This is a genomic window from Streptomyces sp. NPDC057694 (genome assembly GCF_042799415.1).
Taxonomy (GTDB): Bacteria; Actinomycetota; Actinomycetes; order Streptomycetales; family Streptomycetaceae; genus Streptomyces.
Genome location: NZ_JBHVIX010000013.1, coordinates 36951 through 60964, shown reverse-complemented (window position 1 = coordinate 60964; position 24014 = coordinate 36951). Strand labels below are relative to the sequence as shown.

Genomic DNA, 24014 nt, shown 5'->3' with positions numbered 1-24014 from the left:
CCCGGCAAAACTTGCATTTTTCTTCGTACTAGGGAGGCGTCTCCCCGTGAAAAAAAGGGAAAGCCAAGTCCCCCCCCCCCCCGGAGGGGCCCCGGGGAACTGCGCGACCAGCCACGACGGCGCGTCAGCCGAAGAGCGACGGGTCGTTGGCACCCACGGCAAGGAGGACCTATCGACCCCCGCGCCGCTTGTTCCAGACGTCAAAGCCGACGGCGGCAAGCAGCGCAAGCCCCTTGATCACCGACTGCCAGTCGGATCCGACGCCCAGCAGGTTCATGCCGTTGTTCAGCACACCGAGGACGAGACCACCGATGATGGCGCCGAGCACGGTGCCGACACCGCCACTCATGGACGCGCCGCCGATGAACGACGCGGCGATGGCCTCCAGCTCGAAGTTCAGCCCCGCCTTGGGCGACGCGGCGTTCAGCCGGGCGGCGACCACCAGACCGGCCAGGGCCGCGAGCACGCCCATGTTCAGGAAGACGTAGAAGGTGACCTTCTTGTCCTTGACGCCGGAGAGCTTGGCCGCCGGCAGATTGCCGCCGATGGCGTAGATGTGGCGGCCGAAGACGGAGTTGCGCATCAGGTAGCCGTAGCCGACGACGAGCACGCCGAGGATCAGCAGCACGATCGGCACACCCTTGTAGCTGGCGAGCAGCAGGGTGACGACGGCGATCGCCGCGACGATCGCGATCAGCTTCAGGATGAAGAGGTTGCGCGGCACCACGTCGAGCGAGAACTCCCGCTGCCTGCGCCGGTCGCGCACCTCCTGCCAGGCCACCGAGGCGGCGAGCAGGACGCCGAAGAGCAGCGTCAGGTTGTGGTAGTTGGTGTTCGGGCCGACCTCCGGCAGGAAGCCGTTGCCCAGGTCGCCGATGCTGGACGGGAACGGGCCGAGAGTCTGCCCCTTGAGCAGGATCTCGGTGAGACCGCGCCAGACCAGCATGCCGGCCAGCGTCACGATGAACGACGGTATGCCGCCGTACGCGATCAGATAGCCCTGGATGGCGCCGGCCGCCCCGCCCATCGCCAGACACACGATGAGGGCGATCGGCCAGGAGACGTCGTTGTTGACCATCAGCACGGCGGCCGTCGACCCGACGAACGCCGTCAACGACCCGACGGACAGGTCGATGTGGCCCGCGATGATCACCAGCATCATGCCGATCGCGAGGATCAGCACGTACGAGTTCTGGAGCACCAGGTTGGAGACGTTGTGCGGGGTGATCAGCGTGCCGTCGGTCCACACGGCGAACACCGCGATGAGCAGCCCGAGCGCGATCAGCATGCCGTACTGGCGCATGTTGCGGCGCAGCCCGTCCACGACCAGGCCGACGAGACCGCCCTCCGCTGCGGAGGACCCGTCCTTGCCCGGCGGGGCCGCCGCCGGGGTCTTCGTCACGTCCGTACTCATCGCGCTACCTCTTTGTCCTTCGTCATCAGGCGCATCAGCGATTCCTGCGTCGCCTCGGCGCGCGTCACCTCGCCGGTCAGGCGGCCCGCGGCCATCGTGTAGATGCGGTCGCACATGCCGAGCAGTTCGGGCAGCTCGGAGGAGATGAACACCACCGCCTTGCCCTGGGCGGCCAGCTTGTCGATGACCGTGTAGATCTCGTACTTGGCGCCCACGTCGATCCCGCGGGTCGGCTCGTCGAGGATGAGGATCTCCGGACCCGCGAAGATCCACTTGCTGAGGACGACCTTCTGCTGATTGCCGCCCGACAGCTTGCCCACCGGTTCGAAGACCGTCGGGGCCTTGATGTTCATCGACTTGCGGTACTCCTCGGCGACCTGCCGCTCCCCGTGCTCGTCGACGATGCCGCGCTTGGCGACCTTGCCGAGCGCCGCAAGGGAGATGTTGCGGTTGATGGTGTCGAGGAGGTTGAGGCCGTAGTGCTTGCGGTCCTCGGTGGCGTACGCGATCCCGTGGCCGACCGCGTCGGAGACCGTCCGGGTCCGGATCTCCTCGCCGTCCTTGAGGACCGTGCCGTCCGTGTACCGGCCGTAGGTGCGCCCGAAGACGCTCATCGCCAGCTCGGTGCGGCCCGCGCCCATCAGCCCCGCGATGCCGACGATCTCGCCCCGGCGCACGTGCAGCGAGACGTCGTCGACGACCTTGCGCTCGCGGTCGATGGGGTGGTGCACCGTCCAGTTGCGGATCTCCAGGGCGGGCGCCGCGCCGGCCTCGGCGTGGTGCGGGGTGCGGTCGGGGAAGCGGTTGTCGAGGTCGCGGCCGACCATCCCGGAGATGATCCGGTCCTCGCTGGTCTCGGCGGCCTTCACGTCCAGCGTCTCGACGGTGCGCCCGTCCCGCAGGATCGTCACCGAGTCGGCGACCTTGCGGATCTCGTTGAGCTTGTGGGAGATGATGATCGACGTGATGCCCTGGTTCTTCAACTCCAGGATCAGATCGAGGAGTTTGTCGGAGTCCTCGTCGTTCAGCGCGGCGGTCGGCTCGTCCAGGATGAGCAGCTTGACCTCCTTGGAGAGCGCCTTGGCGATCTCCACGAGCTGCTGCTTGCCCACCCCGATGTCGGCGACGGCGGTGTTGGGGTTCTCGTCGAGACCCACCCGGCGCAGCTGGCGCGTGGCGTGCCCGAGGGTCTCGTGCCAGTCGATGAGCCCGCGCGAGGCGTGCTCGTTGCCGAGGAACATGTTCTCGGCGATCGACAGGTACGGGACCAGGGCCAGCTCCTGGTGGATGATGACGATGCCGCGCTTCTCGCTGGCGTTGATGTCCTTGAACTCGCAGGGCTGACCCTCGAAGAGGATCTCGCCCTCGTAACTTCCGTGCGGGTGGACGCCGGAGAGCACCTTCATGAGGGTGGACTTTCCGGCGCCGTTCTCCCCGCAGATGGCGTGGACCTCGCCCGCGCGGACGCTCAGGGAGACGTCCGACAGCGCCTTGACGCCCGGGAAGGTCTTGACGATCGAGCGCATTTCCAGGACGGGTCCCGCCATGGTCGTGCCCTTCATCTAGTGTGCGGAGGCGGTCTGTTGGGGTTCCGGGCCGACTACTTCAGGCCCAGGTCCTTCTTCGTGTAGTAGCCGCCGTCGACGAGGGTCTTCTCGTAGTTGTCCTTGGTGACCGCGACCGGCTGCAGCAGGAACGACGGGACGACCTTGGCGCCGTTGTCGTACGTCTTGTTGTCGTTGGTCTGCGGCTTCTTGTCGTTGAGCACGTCGTCGACCATGGTCACGGCTTCCTCGGCGAGCTTGCGCGTGTCCTTGTAGACCGTCGAGTACTGCTCGCCCGCGATGATCGACTTCACCGAGGCGACCTCGGCGTCCTGGCCGGAGACGGGCGGCAGCGGCTTGGACTTGGAGCCGTAGCCGTCGGACTTCAGCGCGGAGATGATGCCGATCGAGATGCCGTCGTACGGCGAGAGCACCGCGTCGACCCGGCCGCTGGAGTACTTCGACGTCAGGATGTCGTCCATGCGCTTCTGCGCGGTGGCGCCGTCCCAGCGCAGCGTGGTGACCTGGTTGAGCTTGGTCTGCCCGGACTTGATGACCAGCTGCTTCTTGTCGATGTAGGGCTGGAGCACCGACATCGCGCCGTTGAAGAAGTACTTGGTGTTGTTGTCGTCGTTGGAGCCGGCGAACAGCTCCAGGTTGAACGGGCCCTTCTTGCCGCCCGTCAGACCCAGCTTCTCGACGAGGGAGGTGGCCTGGAGCTCGCCGACCTTCTCGTTGTCGAACGTCGCGTAGTAGTCGACGTTCTTGGAGTCCAGGATGAGCCGGTCGTACGCGATCACCGGGATGTGCGCGTCGGCCGCCTCCTGGAGGACGTTGCCCAGCGACTTGTTGTCGATCGCCGCGATGATCAGCGCCGAGACGCCCTGCGTGATCATGTTCTCGATCTGCGAGACCTGCTGGTCGGGGTCGTCCTCGCCGAAGACCAGCTTGGTCTTGTAGCCCTTGGACTTCAGCGACTTGACAACGTTGTTCCCGTCCGCGATCCAGCGCTCGGAGGACTTGGTCGGCATCGCGATGCCGACCGTGGACCCCTTGGCGCTGCCCTTGTCCTCCTTGCTGCCCCCGTCGCTGTTCTGACCGCAGGCGGTGACGGTCAGGGCGAGGGTGGCGCTCGCGGCTATCGCGCTGAGTACGGCTCGGCGGTTTCGCATGGTCATCATCCTTGATGTGTGGGTGCGAGCTCGGTCTGCGGTGCTGCGAAGTGACCTACGCGGGACGGTGGTTGACCGAGGAAGGTGTGTCGGATTGTGCGCGTCTGTGTTGTGTGCTGTGAAGTTGTGTTTCAAGAACGTTATTGACTGGTGTCGAACCGCTTGAGGTCACCGGGCAGCCGCGACCCGAGCGGGGACATGCCGCCGTCGGCTCCGTGCCGGGCGAGCAGATCGAGCGCGAGCCGTCCCCGGCGTACCCGCTCGCGGGCCGTGTCGAGGGTGACGTCGCGCAACTGGGCGCCGTACGGATAGATCGCGGGCGCCTTGGCGAGACCGAACTTCAGGTACAACGGGGCGCCGCGGCGCACCAGTTCGGCGATCTCGTACATCCGGACATAGCCGCCGAGATCGTCCGGAGCCTCGACATACATGTCCATCGGGGCGGCCGATGTCCGGCGGATCTCGGTGAGGTGAGTGAGCGTCAGGTCGGACGGCACGTTGAGCGAGTCGGCGCCCAGCCGCTCGTACACGGCGTACGAGGCCGGGTTCACGGGCCCGACGAGCGCGGACACCTTGAGGGTGGTGTCGGCCGGGATGATCCCCTGGACGCGCGCCCGGTGCAGTGTCCACAGCACGCCCTCGTCGGCGACGAGCAGGCACTTGACGCCCAGCTCCGTGGCCCGCACGGCGTCCTCGACGCAGCCGGCGACGGCGTCGTGGCCGCGGGCGCGCAGCCCCGCGCCGCCCGAGTCCGTGCGCACGGAGGCGCCGGTGTCCCAGGTGCCGCGCGGCCCGGTGAACAGGCACAGCTCGATGTCGCGTTCGGCGGTCGCCTCGACCATCTCCTGGATCTCGGCGTCGCGCAGCATCCAGATGCCGCTGCCCTGGCTGATCCGGTGAATGGGCACGTCGAGCCGCGACGCTTCCTTGAGGACGACCCCGACGGCCTCGGGCCCCTCGACGGACGGAATCTCCACCCGCCAGGTCCCCCCGTCGGGAAACACGTGGGGGGAGGCGTCCGCCGGATCGAGGCCGGGTGCGCTCAGCCCGAGCGCGGAGAGGGCGGGTTCGCCGGGACGGCGGGGTGAGGAGGTCACGCGGGTTCCTAACGTTCAGCGAGTTCGAGATTTCGAACGAAGTTCGGATCGAGAGGGGCGCGGGGCTGTATCGATAGGCAGCTCCGCTGCGGGGGCGCGACCAGCCACGACGAGAGCGTCAGCCGGTCACGCACCCCACCTCTGCGGCGGGTGGCAAGACCCACACGGCTAAGGTCGCAACAGAACCTTCCCGACGGTCGGGTCTCCGGCCCCCACCAGCTCGATGGCCTCGGCAAAGCGCCCGAGCGGCAACTCGTGCGTAACGAGCGCCGCCGGATCGAGCACCCCGGCCCCGAACGCCCGCACCGCATAGGCCCAAGCCTCGGGAGCGGCGCCGAACACGGTCTGCACCTCCAACTGCCGCAGCACCAGATCGGTCGGATCGAGCCCCTCGGCACCGGCGGGCGGCAACCCCGTGAGGACGAGCCGCCCGCCCCGCCGCAGCAGCGACGCCGCGGTCCGCGCGGCACCGGCGCCCCCGGCCGCCTCGATGACGACGTCGAAGTCGTCCGGCAGCGGCTCGGTGTGCAGCCGGAAGTCGGTGGCCCCGAACTGCCGCGACAGTGCGGCCCGTTCGTCGCGGGAGCCGACCACCAGCAGCTCGGCGGGGGAGTGCGCGGCCAGGAACTGCACGGCGAACATCCCGAGCGTCCCGGTCCCGACGACGGCGACCCGCTCACCGGGCCGCGCCCGTGCCTTGAGCGCGGCGGCGGCGATACAGGCGGCCGGCTCCAGCAGCGCGGCGGCCGTCAGGTCGGCCGCGTCCGGCAGGACGTGCAGCAGCCGCGCGGGCAGTACCAGCGTCGCGGCCATCGCCCCCGGCCGGGTGAAGCCCGTCTCCTCGTACCCGGCGGTGCACAGCGTCGTCTCACCGGCGTGGCAGCGCTCGCACACCTGGCAGTTGCGGAACCCCTCGCCGACGACCTTCCGCCCGACGAGCGCCTGCGGCACCCCGTCGCCGACGGCGGCCACGGTCCCGGACCACTCGTGGCCCGGGGTGAGCGGGTAACGCACGTAACCCTCGGGCCGGTTGCCCTGGTACAGCTCGCGGTCGGAGCCGCAGATCCCCACGGCGTGCACCCGGACCAGCGCCTCGCCGGGGCCGGGCACGCCGGGCTCGTGGGCGACGACGCGGTGCCGCCCCGGCGCCTCGACGACGACGGCGCTGCTCACTTCCCGCCGCCCTTCGGGTCGCGCTTCTCCCAGCCGTCGGCCCACAGGTCGAAACGGGCCTGCTGCTGCGGGAACTCGGCGGCCGCGTCCACGTCCAGCTCGACGCCGAGACCGGGCTCGTGGGACAGCTCGAAGTAGCCGTCCACGACCTTCGGGGCGCCCTTGACGACCTTCTTGATGTCGGCGTCCGCGAAGTCGTTGAAGTGCTCCAGGATCTTGAAGTTCGGCGTGGTGAAGCCGACCTGGAGGGAGGCCGCGGTGAGCACGGGACCGCCGACGTTGTGCGGCGCGACGAGCACGTAGTGCGTCTCGGCGGTCGCGGCCAGCTTGCGGGTCTCCCAGATGCCGCCGATGTGGCCGACGTCGGGCTGGATGATGTCCACGGCCTGACTCTCGAACAGCTCGCGGAACTCGATCCGGTCGTGGATCCGCTCACCGGTCGCGACCGGCATGTCCACCTTCGCGGCGACCTTCTCCAGCGCCTTGAGGTTCTCCGGCGGCACCGGCTCCTCCAGCCACGCGGGCTTGAACGGGGCGAGGTCGCGCGCGAGCCGGATCGCGGTCGCGGGGGAGAACCGCCCGTGCATCTCCAGCATCAGCTCGGCGTCCGGGCCGATCGCGTCGCGCACGGCCTCGATCAGCGAGACGGCGTACAGCGACTGCTCGTGGTCCAGCTCGAAGTGCCCGGTACCGAACGGGTCGATCTTCAGCGCCTTGTACCCGCGCTCCATCACCCCGCGCGCGGCCTTGTGGTACGCCTCCGGGGTCCGCTCGGTGGTGTACCAGCCGTTCGCGTACGCCTTGACCTTGTCGGTGACCTTGCCGCCGAGCAGCTGCCACACCGGCACGCCCAGCGCCTTGCCCTTGATGTCCCAGCAGGCCATCTCGACGACGGCGATGCCGGACATGACGATCTCGCCCGCCCGCCCGTAGTCGCCGTACTTCATCCGCTTGACCAGGTCCTCGACGGCGAACGGATCGGAGCCGAGAATGTGGTTGGCCTTCGCCTCGTTCAGGTACCCGATGAGCGCGTCGGTGTGGCCCAGCATCCGGGTCTCGCCGACGCCCGTGATCCCCTCGTCGGTGTGCACCTGGACGTAGGTGAGATTCCGCCACGGAGTACCGACTACGTGTGTGCTGATTCCCGTGATGCGCAAGGCAGTTGCCCCCTGTGCCGTTCGATATTTCGTCACTCGTTCGAAATGCTGGCGTGACAGTAAGGACGGCCCGGTGGGGGTGTCAATGGGTGTGCACCGAAACGGTTCCGGCGAGTGGTGAACGGGAACGCGCCGTTCCGCACGGAAGCTTCACAGCACCAGCATCTTCCGTCACGCTTGCGCCTCTAGCCTCACTGCATCATGGACTATTGCCACCCGTGCCACAGGCACCTCAACGGCGCCCTGGCCTGCCCCGGCTGCGGCACTCCCGCCGACGCCGTGCGCGCCTACGCCGAGACGGTCGCCGACCCGGAGTCGGCGGACGAGGACGGCACGGGGCACGAGGACGAGCCCAGCGAGCGCCGGCCCGGCCGGCGCCGTCGCGCCCGCAGGAAGTCGCCCCGCCGCAAGCTCCTGATCGCCGTGGCGGGTGTCGCGCTCGTGGCGGGCGGTGTCGGTGTGGTCGAACTCGGCACCGAGTCCCCGGCGGAGGGCCGCGCCCAGGCGGCGCCGGACATATCCGACGACGCTGCGGACACGGAGGCGGGCGGCGCGGCCTCGTCGGCGGCGGACGGCGCGTCCGCGCAGCAGACCCCGCCCGTGTCGCGCTCGTCGCCACGCGCGTCCGCCTCGTCGTCCGCGTCCCCGTCCCTGTCCGCGTCGCCGAGCGCGGCGGACGGCGCCGGAACGGCGGACGCCGGATCGGCCGACCCGGTCAACTCGACGTCCTCCACGGACAGTTCACCGGCCGACCCGCCGGCCACGTCGTCCCGCCCCACGACCTCGGCGCCGCACCCCACGGCCACCGAGACGACCGCCGAGCCGAGCCCGACGGAGACCTGTGACCGCTTCCTGTGGTGGTGCACCTGAGGGGCTGAGGACCGGGGTGGGGTCAGTCGACCCCGAGCATCCTGCGCAGCATGTCCCTGAACGCCGTACGCTCCGCGCGGGACAGGCCGGCCAGCGGCTCGCGCGCGAAGTCGAGGGAGTCCCGCAGGCCGCGCGCCACCTCGATCCCCTCCGCCGTCGGCGCGGCCACCTTCACCCGCCGGTCCCCGGGAGACGGCTGCCGCTCCACGAGACCGCGCGCCTCCAGCCGGTCCACGATCCCCGTGATGTTCGACGGCTCGCACTTCAGGCGCTGCGCGATCTGCCGCATCGGCAGCGGCTCCAGCGTCAGCAGACTCAGCACCCGCGCCTGCGCCCCGGTGAGCCGGTGCCGCGCGGCGGCCTCCTCGTACTCCTGGTGGTAGCGCGCGACGACGCCCCCGATCAGCTCGACCACTTCGATCGTGAGGGGGTCCATACGGCGGGAACGGGAGGCGGTCATGGGGTCCAGGGTACCCATTTACTTGACATAGTGAAATATTCAGCCGCATGGTTGTTTCAGGTACTGAAACAGTTGCCGACGCAGGTGCTGACACAGTTCTTGGTCGAGCCGCCCCCTAGCCGAAGGATCAGCGCATGTCCGCCGACACCCCCCAGATCCCCGCCACCGGTCGCGAATGGGTCCTGCTCAGCCGCCCGGTCGGCTGGCCGAAGCCCGAGGACTTCGAGCTGCGCGAGGTCCCGGTGACCGAGCCGGGCGCGGGCCAGGTCCTGGTCAAGAACCTCTATGTCTCCGTCGACCCGTACATGCGCGGCCGGATGTCCGCCGCGAAGTCGTACGTCGCCCCGTACGAGCTGGGCAAGGCCATGCAGGGCGGCGCGGTCGGCGTCGTCATCGCCTCGAACGACGAGGGCGTCGCGGTCGGCGACCACGTCCTGCACTTCTTCGGCTGGCGCGAGTACGCCACGTTCGACGCCAAGCAGGCCGTCAAGGTCGACCCCGAGGCCGCGCCCCTGTCCACCTACCTCGGTGTGCTCGGCATGACCGGCCTCACCGCGTACGCGGGCCTGCTGCGCACCCTCTCCTTCAAGGAGGGCGACAGCGTCTTCGTCTCCGGCGCCGCCGGTGCCGTCGGCGGCCAGGTCGGCCAGATCGCCAAGCTCAAGGGCGCCTCGCGGGTCATCGGCTCGGCGGGCTCCGACGAGAAGGTGAAGCTGCTCCTGGAGGAGTACGGCTTCGACGCGGCCTTCAACTACAAGTCGGGCGACGTCCACACACTCCTGAAGGAGGCCGCCCCCGACGGCGTCGACACCTACTTCGACAACGTGGGAGGCGACCACCTGGAGGCCGCCATCGCCCGGCTGAACCGCGACGGCCGCATCGCGATCTGCGGCGCGATCTCGGTCTACAACAACACCGAGCCGGCCCCCGGCCCGCGCAACCTCTCCCGCCTCATCCAGACCCGCGGCCGCATCGAGGGCTTCCTCGTCGGCGACCACTACGACCTCCAGCCGCAGTTCGTGCAGGAGGTCGGCGCGTGGGTCCGCTCCGGCGAGCTGAAGTACCGCGAGACGGTCGTCGAGGGCATCGAGAACAACCTGGAGGCCTTCCTCGGCCAGCTGCGCGGCGACAACACCGGAAAGATGGTCGTGAAGCTGGGCGAGTGACCCAGGTCACGCCCCAAGCTTCCATGATTCGGTAACCTCGTTCCGCCTAACGAAAAACAGTGAACGCGAGAACGAGGGAGCCGGTCATGGCCATCACGCAGTCCGACGTCGTCTACACCGCCGTAGCCACCGCCGAGAACGGTCGCGACGGCCGGGTCTCCACCGACGACGGCAAGCTCGACGTCGTCGTCAACCCGCCCAAGGAGCAGGGCGGTTCCGGCAACGGCACCAACCCCGAGCAGCTCTTCGCCGCCGGTTACAGCGCCTGCTTCCAGGGCGCCCTGGCTGTCGTCGCCCGCCAGGAGAACGCCGACATCACCGGCTCGACCGTCACCGCGAAGGTCGGCATCGGCAAGAACGACGACGGCTTCGGTCTGATCGTCGAGATCGCGGCCTCCATCCCGAACGTCGACAAGGCCGCCGCCCAGGCCCTCGTCGAGAAGGCCCACCAGGTCTGCCCGTACTCCAAGGCGACCCGCGGCAACATCACGGTCACGCTCTCGGCCTGACCGTCCACGGCCTGCGGCCCGTCCCGTACTGTTTGCGCCATGCGTGATCTCGGGGCGGGCTTCGGCTACTTGGTGAAGGGCCAGCGCTGGGTTGCCCAGCACGGCAAGCAGTACGGGTGGAGCCTGCTCCCCGGACTGATCACTCTCGTCCTGTACCTCGCGGCCCTGGTCTGTCTGGCCGTCTGGGGCGACGACTTCATCTCCTGGGCGACCCCGTTCGCCGACGACTGGTCGTCCCCGTGGCAGGGCCTGTTCCGCGGCCTCCTGACCGCGGTCCTCTTCGCCCTGGGCCTGCTGCTCGCGGTCCTCACCTTCACGGCCGTGACCCTGCTGATCGGCCAGCCGTTCTACGAGTCCCTCTCCGAAGAGGTCGACCGCACCGAGGGCGACGGCGAGGTGCCCGAGTCCGGTCTCCCGCTCTGGCGCGACCTGTGGATCTCCGCCCGCGACAGCCTCCGCATCCTGGTCCGCGCGGGCCTGTGGGGCATCCTCCTCTTCGCGCTCGGCTTCATCCCCTTCGTCGGCCAGAGCGTCATCCCGGTACTCGGCTTCTTCGTCACCGGCTTCTTCCTCACGGAGGAACTGACGGCGGTGGCACTCCAGCGCCGAGAGGTCCAACTCCGCGACCGCCTGACCCTGTTGAGGTCCCGCAAGGGCCTGGCATGGGGCTTCGGCGCCCCGCTGGCGGTCTCCTTCCTGGTCCCGTTCGTGGCGGTGTTCCTGATGCCGGGGGCGGTGGCGGGAGCGACGCTGATGGTGCGGGACCTGGAAGCTCCCTCGGGGGAAGCGCAGCCAGGGGCGCGCTCGGCCACGACGCCCCCGCAGACGGCTCCCGACGCCAACCAGGCAGACGGAACCCCGCAGGGGAGAACCTGGTGAAGACGGCCAACCTGGGCGCCCTCTTCGCCATGGAGCTGATCGCCTTGGGCGCGGTCGCCGCCTACGGCTTCACCCGCGACGTACCGACCGCCCTGTCCCTGCTGCTCGGCTTCATCGGCCTCGCCGTGATGATCACGACCTGGGCCTTCTTCGGCTCCCCGAAGGCCAAGTACAAGACGAGCGGGGCGTCCCGGGTCGTCTTCGAGGTGATCTGGTTCGGCGCGGGAGTCGCCGCCCTGGCGCTCATGGGCGCGTATGTCTGGGCGGCCGCCTTCGCGGCCCTCTGCGTGGCGAGCAAGACGCTCGCGGTGACCTGGAACCAGTAGAACCAGTAGAACCAGTAGAACCAATAATCACCGGAGCCGACGGAACCAGTGGCTACCCTTCGCCGCCCAGCAGTTCCAGGAAATCCCGGAACGCCCCCGGCATGTCCACCGACTCCGGGTCCAGCAGCCACTGGTACTGCAACCCGTCCATCACCGCGACCAGCAGCGGAGCGGCCCGCTCCGGTGTGAGCCCGCCCGGCAGCCGCTCCCCGTACTCGGCGCGCAGTACTTGCGCCATCGCCTCGCGCACCCCGGCATAGCGCTCGGTGAAGAAGTCCCGCGCCGGATGGCCGTCGGTCACGGACTCCCCGAGCAGCGCGGAGAAGGTCTGCACGATGCCGGGCCGCATCGCGTTGTACTCCACCAGCGAGCCCAGCAGATCGAGCCGCCACTGGCTGTCCGGCACCGCGTCCCACTGGTCCCGCTCCGCCAGGACGGCGACGAGCAGCGCCTCCTTCGTCGGGAAGTGGTGCAGCAGCCCCTGCTGGGTGAGCCCCACGCGCTCGGCGACGGCCGCGAGGCTCGCGCCCCGGTACCCGCGCTCGGCGATCACTTCCAGCGCGGCCCGCAGGATCTCCGCCCGCCGCTCCCCGCTCCGGGCGCTTCTGGTGCTGCTCATGCCGTCACCGTACGACATGGCCAGGGCACTCCAGGGCGACGAACAAGCCGTCAATATAACGGGGAGATAACAAAACCTACTGCTCTACAGGTAACGGGTGCAGGATGGAGGTGCCCAGACTTGATGAACCTCGACGAGGAGGTGCCGGCATGGCGCAGACGCACACGCCCACGCACAACACCGGCGGCGACGAGCAGGCCCACGCCCGCGAGGCGGCCGTAGAGGCGGCACTCGGCAAGCTCGACCTCGACAGCAAGACCCTGCTGCTCGGCGGCCGGGACATGTGGTCGCTGCCCCCCATCCCCGAGATCGGGCTGAAGTCCCTGGTGATGTCCGACGGCCCGATCGGCGTCCGCGGCACCCGATGGACCGCCGACGACCCGTCGATCGCCCTGCCGTCCCCGACCGCGCTCGCCGCCACCTGGGACCCCGCGCTCGCCCGCCGCGCCGGCGCCCTCCTCGCCCAGGAGGCCCGCCGCAAGGGCGTCCACGTCCTGCTCGCCCCGACCGTGAACCTGCACCGCTCACCGCTCGGCGGCCGCCACTTCGAGGCGTACAGCGAGGACCCGTACCTGACCGGCGCCATCGGCACCGGCTACGTACAGGGCGTGCAGTCCGGCGGCGTCGGCACCACCGTCAAGCACTTCGTCGCCAACGACGCGGAGACCGACCGCTTCACCGTGAACAACCTGGTCGGCGAGCGCGCCCTGCGCGAGCTGTACCTGGCCCCCTTCGAGGCCATCGTCGCCAATGCCCACCCGTGGGGCATCATGACCGCCTACAACCAGGTCGGCGGCACGACGATGACCGAGCACCGCTACCTCGTGAACGAGGTGCTGCGCGGCGAGTGGGGCTTCGACGGTTTCAACGTCTCCGACTGGCTCGCCGCCCGCTCCACCACCGGCGCCCTCAAGGGCGGCCTCGACGTCGCGATGCCGGGCCCGCAGACCGTCTACGGCCCGGCGCTCGCCGCGGCCGTCCGCGCGGGCGAGGTCGACGAGGCGGAGGTCGACGACGCCGTCCGCCGCGTCCTGCGCCTGGCCGCCCGCGTCGGCGTCCTCGAAGGAGCCGAGCCCGTCGTCGCGGAGCCCCCGGCCGGGATCGACGGGGAGGCCCTGGCCCGCGAGATCGCCCGCCGCGCCTTCGTCCTCGTCCGCAACACCGGTGTCCTGCCGCTGAGTTCGGACACCCGGATCGCCCTCATCGGCGCGGCGGCCCGCGACGCCCGCGTCCTCGGCGGCGGCTCCGCCACCGTCTTCCCCGCGCACATCACCTCGCCGCTCGACGGCCTGAGTGCCGCGTTCGCCTCGCTCACGTACGCCGTCGGCGCCGACCCGAGCGACGAACTCGCCCCCGCCGACAAGGGGTTCGAGCTGCGCGCGGTCTGCCGCGACGCCGACGGCACCGTCATCGGCGAGGGCTCGCTGCCCAGCGGACAGCTCCAGTGGCTCGGCGACGACCTGCCCGACGGCGTCACCCACGAAGCCCTGCACAGCATCGAGATCACCGGCACCTTCACCCCGCGCGAGAGCGGCGAGCACGCCTTCGGCACCCGGGGCCTGGGCGCGTTCACCCTCACCGTCGGCGGCACCGTCCTCTACGACGGCGTCCAGGCCGTGGGCTCCGAGTCCGACCCCTTCGAGGCGATATTCGGCGCCCCGCAGGAGCGCGGCAAGGTCACGCTCACCGAAGGCCGCCCCGTCGAGGTCTCCCTGCGCCACCCGCTCGACAAGTCCCTCGCGATGCCGCTGCCCGCCGTGCTGTTCAGCCTCGTCCACCTCGGCCCGCGCCGCGACGCGGACGCCCTGATCGCCGAGGCCGTCGAGGCGGCGCGCGACGCCGAGGCGGCCGTCGTCGTCGTGGCGACGACCGAGCGCGTCGAGTCGGAGGGCTTCGACCGCACCGACCTGCGGCTGCCCGGCCGCCAGGACGACCTCGTGCGCGCCGTCGCCGCCGTCAACCCGAACACGGTCGTGGTCGTCAACTCCGGCTCCCCGGTGGAACTCCCGTGGCGCGACGACGTGGCCGCCGTACTGCTCAGCTGGTTCCCCGGCCAGGAGGGCGGCGACGCCCTCGCCGACGTGCTCGGCGGCGCCGAGGAGCCCGGCGGCCGACTGCCCACCACCTGGGGCGCGCTCGCCGACGCCCCCGTCACCGATGTCACCCCGGCCGACGGTGAACTCGCGTACACCGAGGGCGTGTTCATCGGCTACCGCGCCTGGGACCGGTCCGGCGCCACCCCCGCCTACCCCTTCGGCCACGGCCTCGGCTACACCGACTGGAGTTACGAGTCGCTGGACGTAGAAGGCGCTGACGGCGCTGACGCCACCACCGTGACGGTCCGCGTCCGCAACACGGGGGAGCGGCCCGGCCGCGAGGTCGTCCAGCTCTACCTGGCCCCCGCGCCGTCGCATGCCGACACCGCGCGCCCGGCCCGCTGGCTGGCCGGCTTCGCGAGCGTGACCGCGGCGCCCGGCGAGACCGCGGAAGCGGTCATCGAGATCCCGCGGCGCGCCTTCGAGATCTGGGACGAGACCGCGGGCGCCTGGGCCCACCGTGCGGGCGCCTACGTCCTGACGGCCGGCCGCTCCCTCACCGACGGCCGCCTCCAGGAGACGATCGTCGCCTGACGATCCCCCCGACCAGGGGTGGCGGCACCTGACCCCGCCGCCCCTGTACACCTTCGTACGGCGGGCCGGCGCGTGTTCGTACGGTGGGCTAGGGCCTGTCTTCAAACTCCCCTCGTCGCCCGGAGGGCGGCCTCGCGGCGTCTGGTGCGTGCTCTCGGCGTGCCGGGTGCAAGGCCTCGTACTGGACGTACTTGGGCTTGTGCCCGGTGCGGCGAATGGGGTCTCCCCTGCTCGAGCGAGGTTCGAGAGCTTGGGGAAGCGTGCCAGGCGTCGCGAGGCAGAGGGGAGTTTGAAGACAGGCCCTAGCGCGTGCCGAACCCGTACACCGTCTCCGACCGGTACACCTCGCCCGGCCGCAGCACGGTGGACGGGAACTCCGGGCGGTTCGGCGAATCGGGGAAGTGCTGCGTCTCCAGCGCGATCCCGTCACCGGGCGCGAACGGCAGCGACGGGTCGAAGTGGTCGGCCGTGTAGAACTGCAGCCCCGGCTCGGTCGTCGCCACACTCAGCATCCGCCCGGACGCCGGGTCGTACACCTCGGCGACCTCCACGGCACTCTCGGAGACGCCCTTGTCGAGTACGAAGTTGTGGTCGAACCCGGGCCCGGCCTTCCGGCTCTCCCGCAGGTCGAACGGCGTACCGTCCACCGGCCGCAGCTCCCCGGTCGGGATCAGCGTGTCGTCGACGACGCTCACCCGCCCGGCGTCGATCCGCACCTCGTGCCCGCCCGCCGCGCTCCCCGCGCCGGCCCCGCCCAGATTCCAGTACGTGTGATTGGTCAGGTTCACCAGCGTCGGCGCGTCGGTGACCGCCTCGTAGGAGATCCGCAGCGAGCCGCCCGCTTCGAGCGCGTACGTCACCGAGACCTCCAGACGCCCCGGGTAGCCCTCCTCGCCGTCCGGCGACACCCGGCTGAGCCGCACCCCGTGCTCCCCGGCGGGCTCGGCAGCCCACACCCGCTTGTCGAAGCCGCGCTCGCCGCCGTGCAGCGCGTTCGGCGCGTTGTTCGGGGCCAAACGGTACTCCTGCCCGTCGAGGCTGAAGCGGCCGCCCGCGATCCGGTTCGCGTACCGCCCGACCGTCGCGCCCAAGTAGGGCGCCGGGTGGGCCAGATACCCGGCGAGGTCCGGAAAACCGAGCACGATGTCGGCGACACCGCCCTCCCGGCCGGGCACCTCCACCGACTGCAGAATGCCCCCGTACGTCAGGACGCGTACCCGCACCCCGTCCCGTTCCAGGACCCACCGGTGGACATCGATCGGGCCGCTGTCGTCGCTGCCGTCGGCCAGGGTGCCGAAGAGTTCACTGCGCATGATCGAGACCCTACGCCCGCGCCCCCGCAGCTCAGTCGACAGGTTCCTTCGCGGTCACTCCGCGATACGCGATCTCCGCGAGCCTGGCCTGCCCGGCCACGCTCGGATGGAACCAGTCCCAGTGACTCAACTGCCCCTGCCCGAACCGGTAGCCGAAGACGGCGCCGCCGTCGTACCGGCACCGCTTGTCGGCGGCGCACACGCTCTTGAGGACCTGGTTGTACTCCTCCACGCGGCTCTGCACCGCCGCACGCCGGGCGGTCGCCGCCGCGTCCACCGCGTCGGGATCGGCCAGCATCGACGAGCAGATGCCCAGCTTCCACACCTGCTTGCCCAGCGGGTTCTGCCGTCCCTCGGACCACAGCCGCTTCAGATCCGGAATGCTCATCACGTACACCTGCGACTTGGGCGCCGCACGCCGCAACTGCCGCAGGGCGTCCGTGAAGTCGGACCGGAACGCGGCCACGGAAGTCATGTCGTCCGCGCTGTTCCGGCACGCGTCATTGGCCCCGGCCATCACCGCCACCAGCTCCGGCCGCTGGGCCCCGGCCCGCGCCATCTGCCCCGGCAGATCGGCCATCCGCGCACCGGTGCGCGCGTAGTTCCAGCTGTTCTTCGCGGCGCCGCTCCTGCCGAGCAGCCGCACGGAGAGGCTGTCGACGCCCTTGTCCGTGCCCGTCGCCCACGACACCTCGGGGCAGTCGGACAGCACGCTGCACGCGTCGAAGCCCCGGGTGATCGAATCGCCCACGGCGGCAACCGAACGCGGGCTGGTGTCCCACGTCGGAGTGGGCTTCGGCGACGGCTTCGTCGCGGAGACCGAACCCTCGGAACCCGGGGAGTTGGCCCCCGATCCGTCGCAGGCGGTGAGCCCCGCGGCGCCGAGCACGACGGCGGTCACGGTGGTGAGCGCCGCCCGAACGGCGGTTGACCGGCGACTTGGCTTTCGCATCCCGTGGCCCCTCCATGACTGACCGGTGCGTCCCGCCGGGTGAAAGGTCGGCGTTTGCGTGCCCCCGGACCGACAGTACGTCACACTCCTTGCACCGCTGCGCGATAGCCTCGCCACGGGGTCCCCGGTCGACCCGGTGGGACTCCGCTGTACCGGTTCCGCTAAATTACAACACGTCAGATGTGTCCCTTTTTGTCTGGACCTACTGTCCGGGCGGAGAGGGAAGAAGGCTCGGCACGGGCGCGAGGCCGCTGGGGAAGGCGAACCTCGACCCACACTGGAGGTCCCGGTGACGACACGTGGAGTTCTGTACGTGCACTCCGCACCGCGCGCGCTGTGCCCGCACGTCGAATGGGCGGTCGCGGGCGTTCTCGGCGCGCGCGTCAGCCTCGACTGGATCCGGCAGCCCGCGGCGCCGGGCACCTGGAGATCGGAATTCTCCTGGCGGGGCGAGGCCGGCACGGCCGCCAAGCTGGCGTCCGCGCTGCGCGGCTGGCAGCTGCTGCGCTTCGAGGTGACGGCCGAGCCCTGCGCCGCCGCCGAGGGCGAGCGCTACAGCGCCACCCCCGACCTCGGCATCTTCCACGCCGTCACCGGCATCCACGGCGACATCCTCGTCCCGGAGGACCGCCTGCGGGCAGCCCTGGCCCGCTCACAGGCCGGCGAGGCCCACCTGGAATCAGAACTCGCCAAACTCCTCGGCAAGCCCTGGGACGACGAACTCGAGCCTTTCCGCTACGCAGGCGAGGGCGCTCCGGTCCGCTGGCTGCACCAGGTGGTCTAGCCCCGTAAGGGGCGCGGGGCTGTGTCGATCTGCGGCTCCGCCGCGTGGGCGCGCCCCGTCAGGGGCGCGGGGAACTGCGCGACCAGCCACGACGCACCCGCACACGCGACACAACAGCACACGCCACCCCCCTGAGGCGCAAAAAGTGGGCCCGCCCGGAAATCCCCGGGCGGGCCCACTTCCAGCTCAGCGGAGCGTCAGACGGTGCGGAACGCCAGCACCACGTTGTGCCCACCGAACCCGAACGAGTCGTTCAGCGCGGCGATGCGCCCGTCGACGGGCAGCTTCCGAGCCTCACCGCGCACGATGTCGGCGGCAGCCTCGGCCTCGGGGTCGAGGTTCTCCACGTTGATGGTCGGCGGCGCGAGCCGGTTGTACAGCGCCAGCACCGACGCCACGGTCTCGACACCACCGGCACCACCGAGCAGATGCCCGGTCATGGACTTGGTGGCGGACACCGCGAAGTGGTCGGCGTCGTCGCCGAACACCTTGCGCAGCGCCTTCAGCTCGGCCACGTCACCGGCGGGAGTCGACGTCGCGTGCGCGTTGACGTGCACGATCTCGGCCGGGTCCAGGTCGGTGTTCGCCATCAGGTTCTGCAGGGCGTGCGCGATGCCGCGGCCCTCCGGCTCCGGCTGCACGATGTCGTGGCTGTCGGCGGAGATGCCCTGGCCGACCGCCTCCGCGTAGACGCGGGCGCCGCGCGCGGCGGCGTGCTCGGCGGACTCCAGGACGATGACTCCGGCGCCCTCACCGAGGACGAAGCCGTCACGGGCGACGTCGTAGGGGCGCGAGGCACCCTGCGGGTCGTCGTTGTTCTTGGACATCGCCATCATGTTGCCGAACGCGGCGATGGGCAGCGGGTGGATGGCCGCCTCGGTGCCACCGCAGACGACGACGTCGGCGCGGCCGGTGCGGATCATCTCGATGCCGTAGCCGATGGCCTCGGCGCCCGACGCGCAGGCGGAGACCGGGGTGTGCACACCGGCACGGGCGCCCACGAGCAGGCCCACGTTGGCCGAGGGGCCGTTGGGCATCAGCATCGGGACGGTGTGCGGGGAGACGCGGCGGACGCCCTTCTCCTTCAGCACGTCGTACTGGTCGAGCAGCGTGGTCACACCGCCGATGCCGGACGCGATGACGGTGCCCAGCCGGTCGGGGTCGACGCTCTCGTCCTCGCCGGCCTTGGCGGTGAAGCCGGCGTCGGCCCACGCTTCCTTGGCGGCGATCAGCGCGAACTGCGCGGAGCGGTCGAGCTTGCGGGCCTGCGGGCGAGGAATGACCTCGCTCGGGTCCACGGCGGCCGGGGCCGCGATACGGACCGCCTGCTCGGCGGCCCACTCCTGGTCGAGGGACTTGACGCCGGAACGTCCGGCGATCAGGCCCTCCCAGGTGGATGTCGCGTCGCCACCCAGCGGTGTGGTTGCGCCGATACCGGTGACGACCACGGTGCGATTGGTCGGGCTCACAGGGATTCTTTCTCCAACGGATGCGAGGGATTCAGCGGCGCCACCGCCGGGTGGCGGAGCGACTGACCTGTCAGGTCGAGCTGGTGGCTCAGGCCTGGTGGTCGAGGATGTACTTCGTGGCGTCGCCGACGGTCTTCAGGTTCTTGACGTCGTCGTCGGGGATCTTGACGTCGAAGCGCTCTTCGGCGGCGACGACGACCTCGACCATGGACAGCGAGTCGACGTCCAGGTCGTCGGTGAAGGACTTGTCCAGCTGGACGTCCTCGGTGGGGATGCCGGCGATCTCGTTCACGATCTCCGCGAGACCGTCGACGATCTCCTTCTCGGTGGCGGCCATTGTGGCGCTCCTTCGGTGTGTTTCCAGAGGGTGTGGCGGCAGCTGTGCGGATCGGGTGAACCGCACAGGATGCCTAGGGGAGGGTAACGACCGTGGCGGCGTAAACGAGACCCGCCCCGAAGCCGATGACGAGCGCGGTGTCGCCGCTCTTCGCTTCGCCGGTCGCCAGAAGCCGCTCCATCGCGAGCGGGATCGAGGCGGCCGAGGTGTTGCCGGTGGTGCGTACGTCACGGGCGACCGTGACGTGCTCCGGCAGTTTGAGAGTCTTCACCATCGAGTCGATGATCCGCTCGTTGGCCTGGTGGGGAATGAAGACATCCAGGTCGTCCGGGCTGATTCCGGCCGCGTCCAGCGCCTGCTGGGCGACCTTCGCCATCTCGAACACGGCCCAGCGGAACACCGCTTGGCCCTCCTGCGTGATCGCAGGGAACTTGACGTTGCCCTCGGAGTCGAGAGGCAGCTGCGAGACGTCGCCGATGGCGAACTTGTCCCACGACACGGTCTGCTTGATGGTGCCGGCCTTGTCGCCCTCGGAACCCCACACGGTCGGGCCGATCGCGGGCTCCTGGGACGGGCCGACGATCACGGCACCGGCGCCGTCACCGAACAGGAAGGCCGTCGCGCGGTCCTCCAGGTCGGTCAGGTCGGAGAGCCGCTCCACGCCGATGACGAGCACGTACTCGGCGCTGCCCTCGACGATCATGCCCTTGGCGAGGGTGAGGCCGTAGCCGAAGCCCGCGCAGCCGGCGGAGATGTCGAACGCGGCGGCCTTCTGCGTGCCCAGCTTGTCCGCGATCTCGGTGGCGATGGCCGGGGTCTGCGCGAAGTGCGAGACGGTCGACACGACGACGGCGCCGATCTGCTCCGGGCCGATGCCCGCGTCGGCGATGGCCTTGCCGGACGCCTCGATGGACATCATCGCGACGGTCTCGTCGTCGCCGGCCCAGTGGCGGGTGGAGATGCCGGAGCGCGAGCGGATCCACTCGTCGGAGGAGTCGATCTTCTCGAGGATCACCTCGTTCGGCACGACCCGCGTCGGCCGGTAGCCGCCGACGCCGAGGATGCGCGCGTACGGGGCGCCCTTACTGGGCTTGATCTTCGACATGCTGCTCGGATCTCCTTCTCAGGCCGTTGCTTCGATTGCTTCGGCGATCAGGGCGCGGGCTGCGTCGAGGTCGTCGGGGGTCTTCAGGGCGAGGGTCTTGACGCCGGGCAGCGCGCGCTTGGCGATACCGGTGAGGGTGCCGCCCGGGCACACCTCGATCAGCGCGGTGGCGCCGAGCGCCTGGAACGTCTCCATGCACAGGTCCCAGCGGACCGGGTTCGCGACCTGTCCGACCAGGCGGGAGACCACCTCGGCGCCGGTGGCGACGGTCTGGCCGTCCTTGTTCGAGACGTAACGGACCGTGGGGTCGGCCGGGGAGAGTGCCTGGGCGGCCTCCTCCAGCTTCGCCACGGCCGGGGCCATGTGCCGGGTGTGGAACGCGCCAGCCACCTTCAGCGGCACCACGCGGCGCACACCCTCGGGCTTGTCGGCCTCCAGCGCGGCCAGCTCCTCAAGGGTGCCGGCGGCCACGATCTGGCCCGCGCCGTTCACGTTCGCCGGGGTCAGGCCCAGCTTCTCCAGGTGCGGGACCGTGACCTCGGGGTCGCCGCCGAGCAGCGCCGACATGCCGGTCTCGGTGATCGCGGCGGCCTCGGCCATGGCCAGACCACGCGTGCGTACGAGGCGCAGCGCGGCGGCGTCGTCGAGCACACCGGCGAACGCGGCCGCGGTGATCTCACCGACGCTGTGCCCCGCGACGGCGCCCGGCGCGACGTCGCCGAGCGCGGCGGCGGACAGCAGTCCGGCCGCGACCAGCAGCGGCTGCGCCACGGCGGTGTCGCGGATCGCGTCGGCGTCGGCCTTGGTGCCGTAGTGGGCAAGGTCGAGTCCGATGGCGTCGGACCACGCGGCGACGCGGTCTGCGGCGCCGGGGAGGTCGAGCCAGGGAGTCAGGAAGCCGGGCGTCTGGGCGCCTTGGCCGGGAGCGACGAGTACGAGCACTCTCACACTCTCTCTTGTGGACGGTGCGGGCCGCCCGTGGGGACAGGGACGAAGAACCGAAGTCGGAATTGTAGGCCCCCGACAAAAGCCTACGACTGGGGATCTCCGTCGGCCAGACGCCCCAGGATGAGCGCGATGCGCAGGGTGAACGCCGAGCGGACGTCCGACGGCGACCATCCGGTGACGTCGGTCACACGTCGGAGCCGGTAGCGGACGGTGTTCGGGTGGACGAAGAGCATCCGGGCGGCGCCCTCCAGGCTGCTCGCCTGCTCCAGATAGACACTGAGTGTCTCAAGGAGAGCCGAGCCCGCTTCCTCCAGCGGTCTGTAGATCTCCTCCACCAACTGCTCGCGGGCGGACGGGTCGCCCGCGATCGCGCGCTCCGGAAGCAGATCGTCCGCGAGGACCGGGCGCGGCGCGTCCTGCCAGGCCCCGCCCGCCTTGAGCCCGGCGGCCGCGGCCTGCGCGGACCGGGTGGCGGCGAGCAGGTCGGGGACGACGGGCCCGGCGACCACGGGCCCGGCCGCGAACGGCCCGATCAGCGACTTCGCCACGGCCAGCGGATTGTCGCTGCCGCCCGCGATGACCACGAGCCGGTCGCCGAGGACTCCGGTGAGCACCTGGAGCTTTGCGTGCCGGGAGGCCCGCCGGATCGCCTCGACGGTCAGCTCGCTGTCCCCGTCGGGGGCGGTGCCGAGCACGACACAGACATGCTCCGGCGAGTTCCAGCCGAGGGCCGCGGCGCGGCTGACGGCGCCCTCGTCGGCCTCCCCGGACAGCACGGCGTTCACGACGAGCGATTCGAGGCGCGCGTCCCAGGCGCCCCGGGCCTCCGCCGCCTGTGCGTACACCTGGGCGGTCGCGAACGCGATCTCCCGCGCGTACACGAGCAGCGCCTCCCGCAGCACGCTCTCGTCGCCGGGCGCGGCCACCTCGTCGATGGCCGACTCCATGACCTCGATCGTGGTGCGCACCATCTCCACGGTCTGGCGCAGCGTGATGGCCCGCGTCAGCTCCCGCGGCGCGGTGCCGAACACATCCGTCGAGATCGCCTGCGGCGCGTCGGGGTGCCGGAACCACTCGGTGAACGCGGCGATACCGGCCTGCGCCACCAGTCCGATCCACGACCGGTTCTCCGGTGGCATGGCCCGGTACCAGGACAGCGTCTCGTCCATGCGCGTGATCGCCTGCGCGGCCAGTGCCCCGGAGGACTTCTCCAGACGCTTCAGGGTCGCCGAGTGCGGGTGAGGGACCGCGTGGACGTCCGGGCGGCGGTCCGCGGGGTCGTTCGCTGAGGGCTGCGCTGATTCCGATTGGGGCACGGGGACAAGACTGCCTTATCGGAACGGCTCAGCGGAGTGGAGGGTCCGACCTGAGCGGGGCCGAGGCCCGGAAAGGAGGGCTACCGTGGCTCACGTGATTGATGTACGTCGCTCCGGCGACCGTTACGCAGGGGGCGAACCCGGGGCCGGGATCACCTCCCGCCACGCGTTCTCCTTCGGCCCGCACTACGACCCGGACAATCTGCGCTTCGGCGCGATCCTCGCCTGCAACGAGGAACGTCTGGCCCCCGGCGCCGGCTTCGACGAACACCCCCACAGCCACACCGAGATCGTCACCTGGGTCGTCACCGGCGAGCTCACCCACCAGGACTCCACCGGCCAGGTGTCGATCGTGCGCCCCGGCGACGTCCAGCGGCTCAGCTCCGGCGGCGGCGTCCGTCACGTCGAGCGCAACGACGGCACCGAGCCCCTCGCCTTCCTCCAGATGTGGCTGGCCCCCCGCGATCCCGGCGGCGAGCCCGCCTACGAGGTGGTGCACGGCATCGCCGACTCCACCCCGTACGACGTTCCCGAGGCGGGCGCCATGCTCCACGTGCGGCGCCTGGGCGAGGGCGAACGGGCCGAACTGCCGGCCGCGCCGCACGTCTACCTGCACGTGGTGCAGGGCGAACTGCGCCTCGGCGAGGCCGAACTGGCCCCGGGCGACGCGGCCCGCATCACCGACGAGACCGGCCTGGAGGTCCTGGCCGCCTCCGACACCCAACTGCTGATCTGGGAGATGAGCTGAGCTGAAACAGGCCGGGCCGGGCCGGA

General features: G+C 70.5%; 23 protein-coding genes. 8 read left to right on the top strand and 15 right to left on the bottom strand.

Annotated features, from left to right (window positions below):
• Positions 1 to 169 precede the first annotated feature (169 nt).
• The 6 genes from mmsB to ACFVDP_RS25890 all read right to left on the bottom strand — a co-directional run bounded on the left by mmsB (position 170) and on the right by ACFVDP_RS25890 (position 7557).
• Positions 170 to 1414, bottom strand: coding sequence for a multiple monosaccharide ABC transporter permease (mmsB, locus tag ACFVDP_RS25915; RefSeq protein WP_383494116.1), 1245 nt, complete (start codon positions 1412 to 1414; stop codon positions 170 to 172).
• Positions 1411 to 2961 carry a multiple monosaccharide ABC transporter ATP-binding protein gene (gene mmsA / locus ACFVDP_RS25910; protein ID WP_383494113.1) on the bottom strand — a complete coding sequence of 517 codons (1551 nt, stop codon included), beginning with the start codon at positions 2959 to 2961 and terminating at the stop codon, positions 1411 to 1413. The genes mmsB and mmsA overlap by 4 nt, the downstream gene beginning before the upstream one ends.
• Positions 2962 to 3014: 53 nt before the next feature.
• The gene (gene chvE, locus ACFVDP_RS25905; protein WP_383494110.1) at positions 3015 to 4130 is read right to left on the bottom strand and encodes a multiple monosaccharide ABC transporter substrate-binding protein; all 1116 of its coding nucleotides are present in this window, start codon (positions 4128 to 4130) and stop codon (positions 3015 to 3017) included.
• A gap of 140 nt (positions 4131 to 4270) precedes the next feature.
• Positions 4271 to 5227, bottom strand: a complete 957-nt coding sequence (locus ACFVDP_RS25900; RefSeq protein WP_383494107.1) for a hypothetical protein — start codon at positions 5225 to 5227, stop codon at positions 4271 to 4273.
• A 168-nt stretch (positions 5228 to 5395) separates the two neighbouring features.
• Positions 5396 to 6400: a zinc-binding dehydrogenase gene (locus ACFVDP_RS25895; RefSeq protein WP_383494104.1), complete on the bottom strand. Its 1005-nt coding sequence runs from the start codon at positions 6398 to 6400 to the stop codon at positions 5396 to 5398.
• Positions 6397 to 7557 (bottom strand): mandelate racemase/muconate lactonizing enzyme family protein, encoded by a 1161-nt coding sequence (locus ACFVDP_RS25890; protein ID WP_383494100.1) that lies wholly within the window; start codon positions 7555 to 7557, stop codon positions 6397 to 6399. The genes ACFVDP_RS25895 and ACFVDP_RS25890 overlap by 4 nt, the downstream gene beginning before the upstream one ends.
• Before the next feature lie 201 nt (positions 7558 to 7758).
• On the opposite strand from ACFVDP_RS25890, the gene ACFVDP_RS25885 reads away from it, so the two are divergent.
• Positions 7759 to 8427 (top strand): hypothetical protein, encoded by a 669-nt coding sequence (locus ACFVDP_RS25885; RefSeq protein WP_383494097.1) that lies wholly within the window; start codon positions 7759 to 7761, stop codon positions 8425 to 8427.
• 22 nt (positions 8428 to 8449) lie between these two features.
• Here ACFVDP_RS25885 and ACFVDP_RS25880 read toward each other — a convergent pair whose 3' ends face one another.
• Complete coding sequence (locus ACFVDP_RS25880) at positions 8450 to 8887, bottom strand: MarR family winged helix-turn-helix transcriptional regulator (protein WP_383494094.1); 438 nt, start codon at positions 8885 to 8887, stop codon at positions 8450 to 8452.
• 134 nt (positions 8888 to 9021) lie between these two features.
• Between ACFVDP_RS25880 and ACFVDP_RS25875 the strand changes: the two genes are divergently transcribed.
• The 4 genes from ACFVDP_RS25875 (at position 9022) to ACFVDP_RS25860 (ending at position 11767) form a co-directional block, all read left to right on the top strand.
• Positions 9022 to 10053, top strand: a complete 1032-nt coding sequence (locus ACFVDP_RS25875) for an NADP-dependent oxidoreductase (protein ID WP_383494091.1) — start codon at positions 9022 to 9024, stop codon at positions 10051 to 10053.
• Positions 10054 to 10139: 86 nt separating this feature from the next.
• Positions 10140 to 10562 carry an organic hydroperoxide resistance protein gene (locus tag ACFVDP_RS25870; protein WP_383494088.1) on the top strand — a complete coding sequence of 141 codons (423 nt, stop codon included), beginning with the start codon at positions 10140 to 10142 and terminating at the stop codon, positions 10560 to 10562.
• 39 nt (positions 10563 to 10601) lie between these two features.
• Positions 10602 to 11441, top strand: a complete 840-nt coding sequence (locus ACFVDP_RS25865; RefSeq protein ID WP_383494085.1) for an EI24 domain-containing protein — start codon at positions 10602 to 10604, stop codon at positions 11439 to 11441.
• Positions 11438 to 11767 (top strand): YrdB family protein, encoded by a 330-nt coding sequence (locus tag ACFVDP_RS25860; RefSeq protein ID WP_383494082.1) that lies wholly within the window; start codon positions 11438 to 11440, stop codon positions 11765 to 11767. Before ACFVDP_RS25865 ends, ACFVDP_RS25860 begins: the two co-directional genes overlap by 4 nt.
• A 52-nt stretch (positions 11768 to 11819) precedes the next feature.
• Here the strand turns inward: ACFVDP_RS25860 and ACFVDP_RS25855 are convergent, their stop codons facing one another.
• Complete coding sequence (locus tag ACFVDP_RS25855) at positions 11820 to 12404, bottom strand: TetR/AcrR family transcriptional regulator (RefSeq protein ID WP_383494079.1); 585 nt, start codon at positions 12402 to 12404, stop codon at positions 11820 to 11822.
• A gap of 131 nt (positions 12405 to 12535) precedes the next feature.
• Between ACFVDP_RS25855 and ACFVDP_RS25850 the strand changes: the two genes are divergently transcribed.
• Positions 12536 to 15016 carry a beta-glucosidase gene (locus ACFVDP_RS25850; protein WP_383494076.1) on the top strand — a complete coding sequence of 827 codons (2481 nt, stop codon included), beginning with the start codon at positions 12536 to 12538 and terminating at the stop codon, positions 15014 to 15016.
• A gap of 302 nt (positions 15017 to 15318) precedes the next feature.
• Here ACFVDP_RS25850 and ACFVDP_RS25845 read toward each other — a convergent pair whose 3' ends face one another.
• On the bottom strand, positions 15319 to 16329 hold the full coding sequence (locus ACFVDP_RS25845; RefSeq protein WP_383494073.1) for an aldose epimerase family protein: 1011 nt from the start codon (positions 16327 to 16329) through the stop codon (positions 15319 to 15321).
• Between the two features lie 31 nt (positions 16330 to 16360).
• A complete protein-coding gene (locus ACFVDP_RS25840) occupies positions 16361 to 17281 on the bottom strand; it encodes an SGNH/GDSL hydrolase family protein (protein WP_383494070.1) in 921 nt (306 codons plus the stop codon).
• A gap of 289 nt (positions 17282 to 17570) precedes the next feature.
• Here ACFVDP_RS25840 and ACFVDP_RS25835 point away from each other — a divergent pair, with 289 nt between their 5' ends.
• Entirely contained in the window at positions 17571 to 18065 is a 495-nt protein-coding gene (locus ACFVDP_RS25835) for a DUF3145 domain-containing protein (protein WP_383494068.1), read from the top strand.
• 197 nt (positions 18066 to 18262) lie between these two features.
• Here ACFVDP_RS25835 and ACFVDP_RS25830 read toward each other — a convergent pair whose 3' ends face one another.
• The 5 genes from ACFVDP_RS25830 to ACFVDP_RS25810 form a co-directional block, all read right to left on the bottom strand.
• On the bottom strand, positions 18263 to 19534 hold the full coding sequence (locus ACFVDP_RS25830; protein ID WP_383494065.1) for a beta-ketoacyl-[acyl-carrier-protein] synthase family protein: 1272 nt from the start codon (positions 19532 to 19534) through the stop codon (positions 18263 to 18265).
• A gap of 88 nt (positions 19535 to 19622) precedes the next feature.
• The gene (locus ACFVDP_RS25825; RefSeq protein ID WP_111662126.1) at positions 19623 to 19871 is read right to left on the bottom strand and encodes an acyl carrier protein; all 249 of its coding nucleotides are present in this window, start codon (positions 19869 to 19871) and stop codon (positions 19623 to 19625) included.
• Between the two features lie 73 nt (positions 19872 to 19944).
• Positions 19945 to 20976, bottom strand: coding sequence for a ketoacyl-ACP synthase III (locus tag ACFVDP_RS25820; RefSeq protein ID WP_383494061.1), 1032 nt, complete (start codon positions 20974 to 20976; stop codon positions 19945 to 19947).
• 18 nt (positions 20977 to 20994) lie between these two features.
• On the bottom strand, positions 20995 to 21918 hold the full coding sequence (locus tag ACFVDP_RS25815; protein WP_383494058.1) for an ACP S-malonyltransferase: 924 nt from the start codon (positions 21916 to 21918) through the stop codon (positions 20995 to 20997).
• Between the two features lie 89 nt (positions 21919 to 22007).
• The gene (locus ACFVDP_RS25810; protein WP_383494055.1) at positions 22008 to 23240 is read right to left on the bottom strand and encodes a PucR family transcriptional regulator; all 1233 of its coding nucleotides are present in this window, start codon (positions 23238 to 23240) and stop codon (positions 22008 to 22010) included.
• A gap of 85 nt (positions 23241 to 23325) precedes the next feature.
• Here ACFVDP_RS25810 and ACFVDP_RS25805 point away from each other — a divergent pair, with 85 nt between their 5' ends.
• Entirely contained in the window at positions 23326 to 23988 is a 663-nt protein-coding gene (locus tag ACFVDP_RS25805) for a pirin family protein (protein WP_383494052.1), read from the top strand.
• Positions 23989 to 24014: the final 26 nt, after the last annotated feature.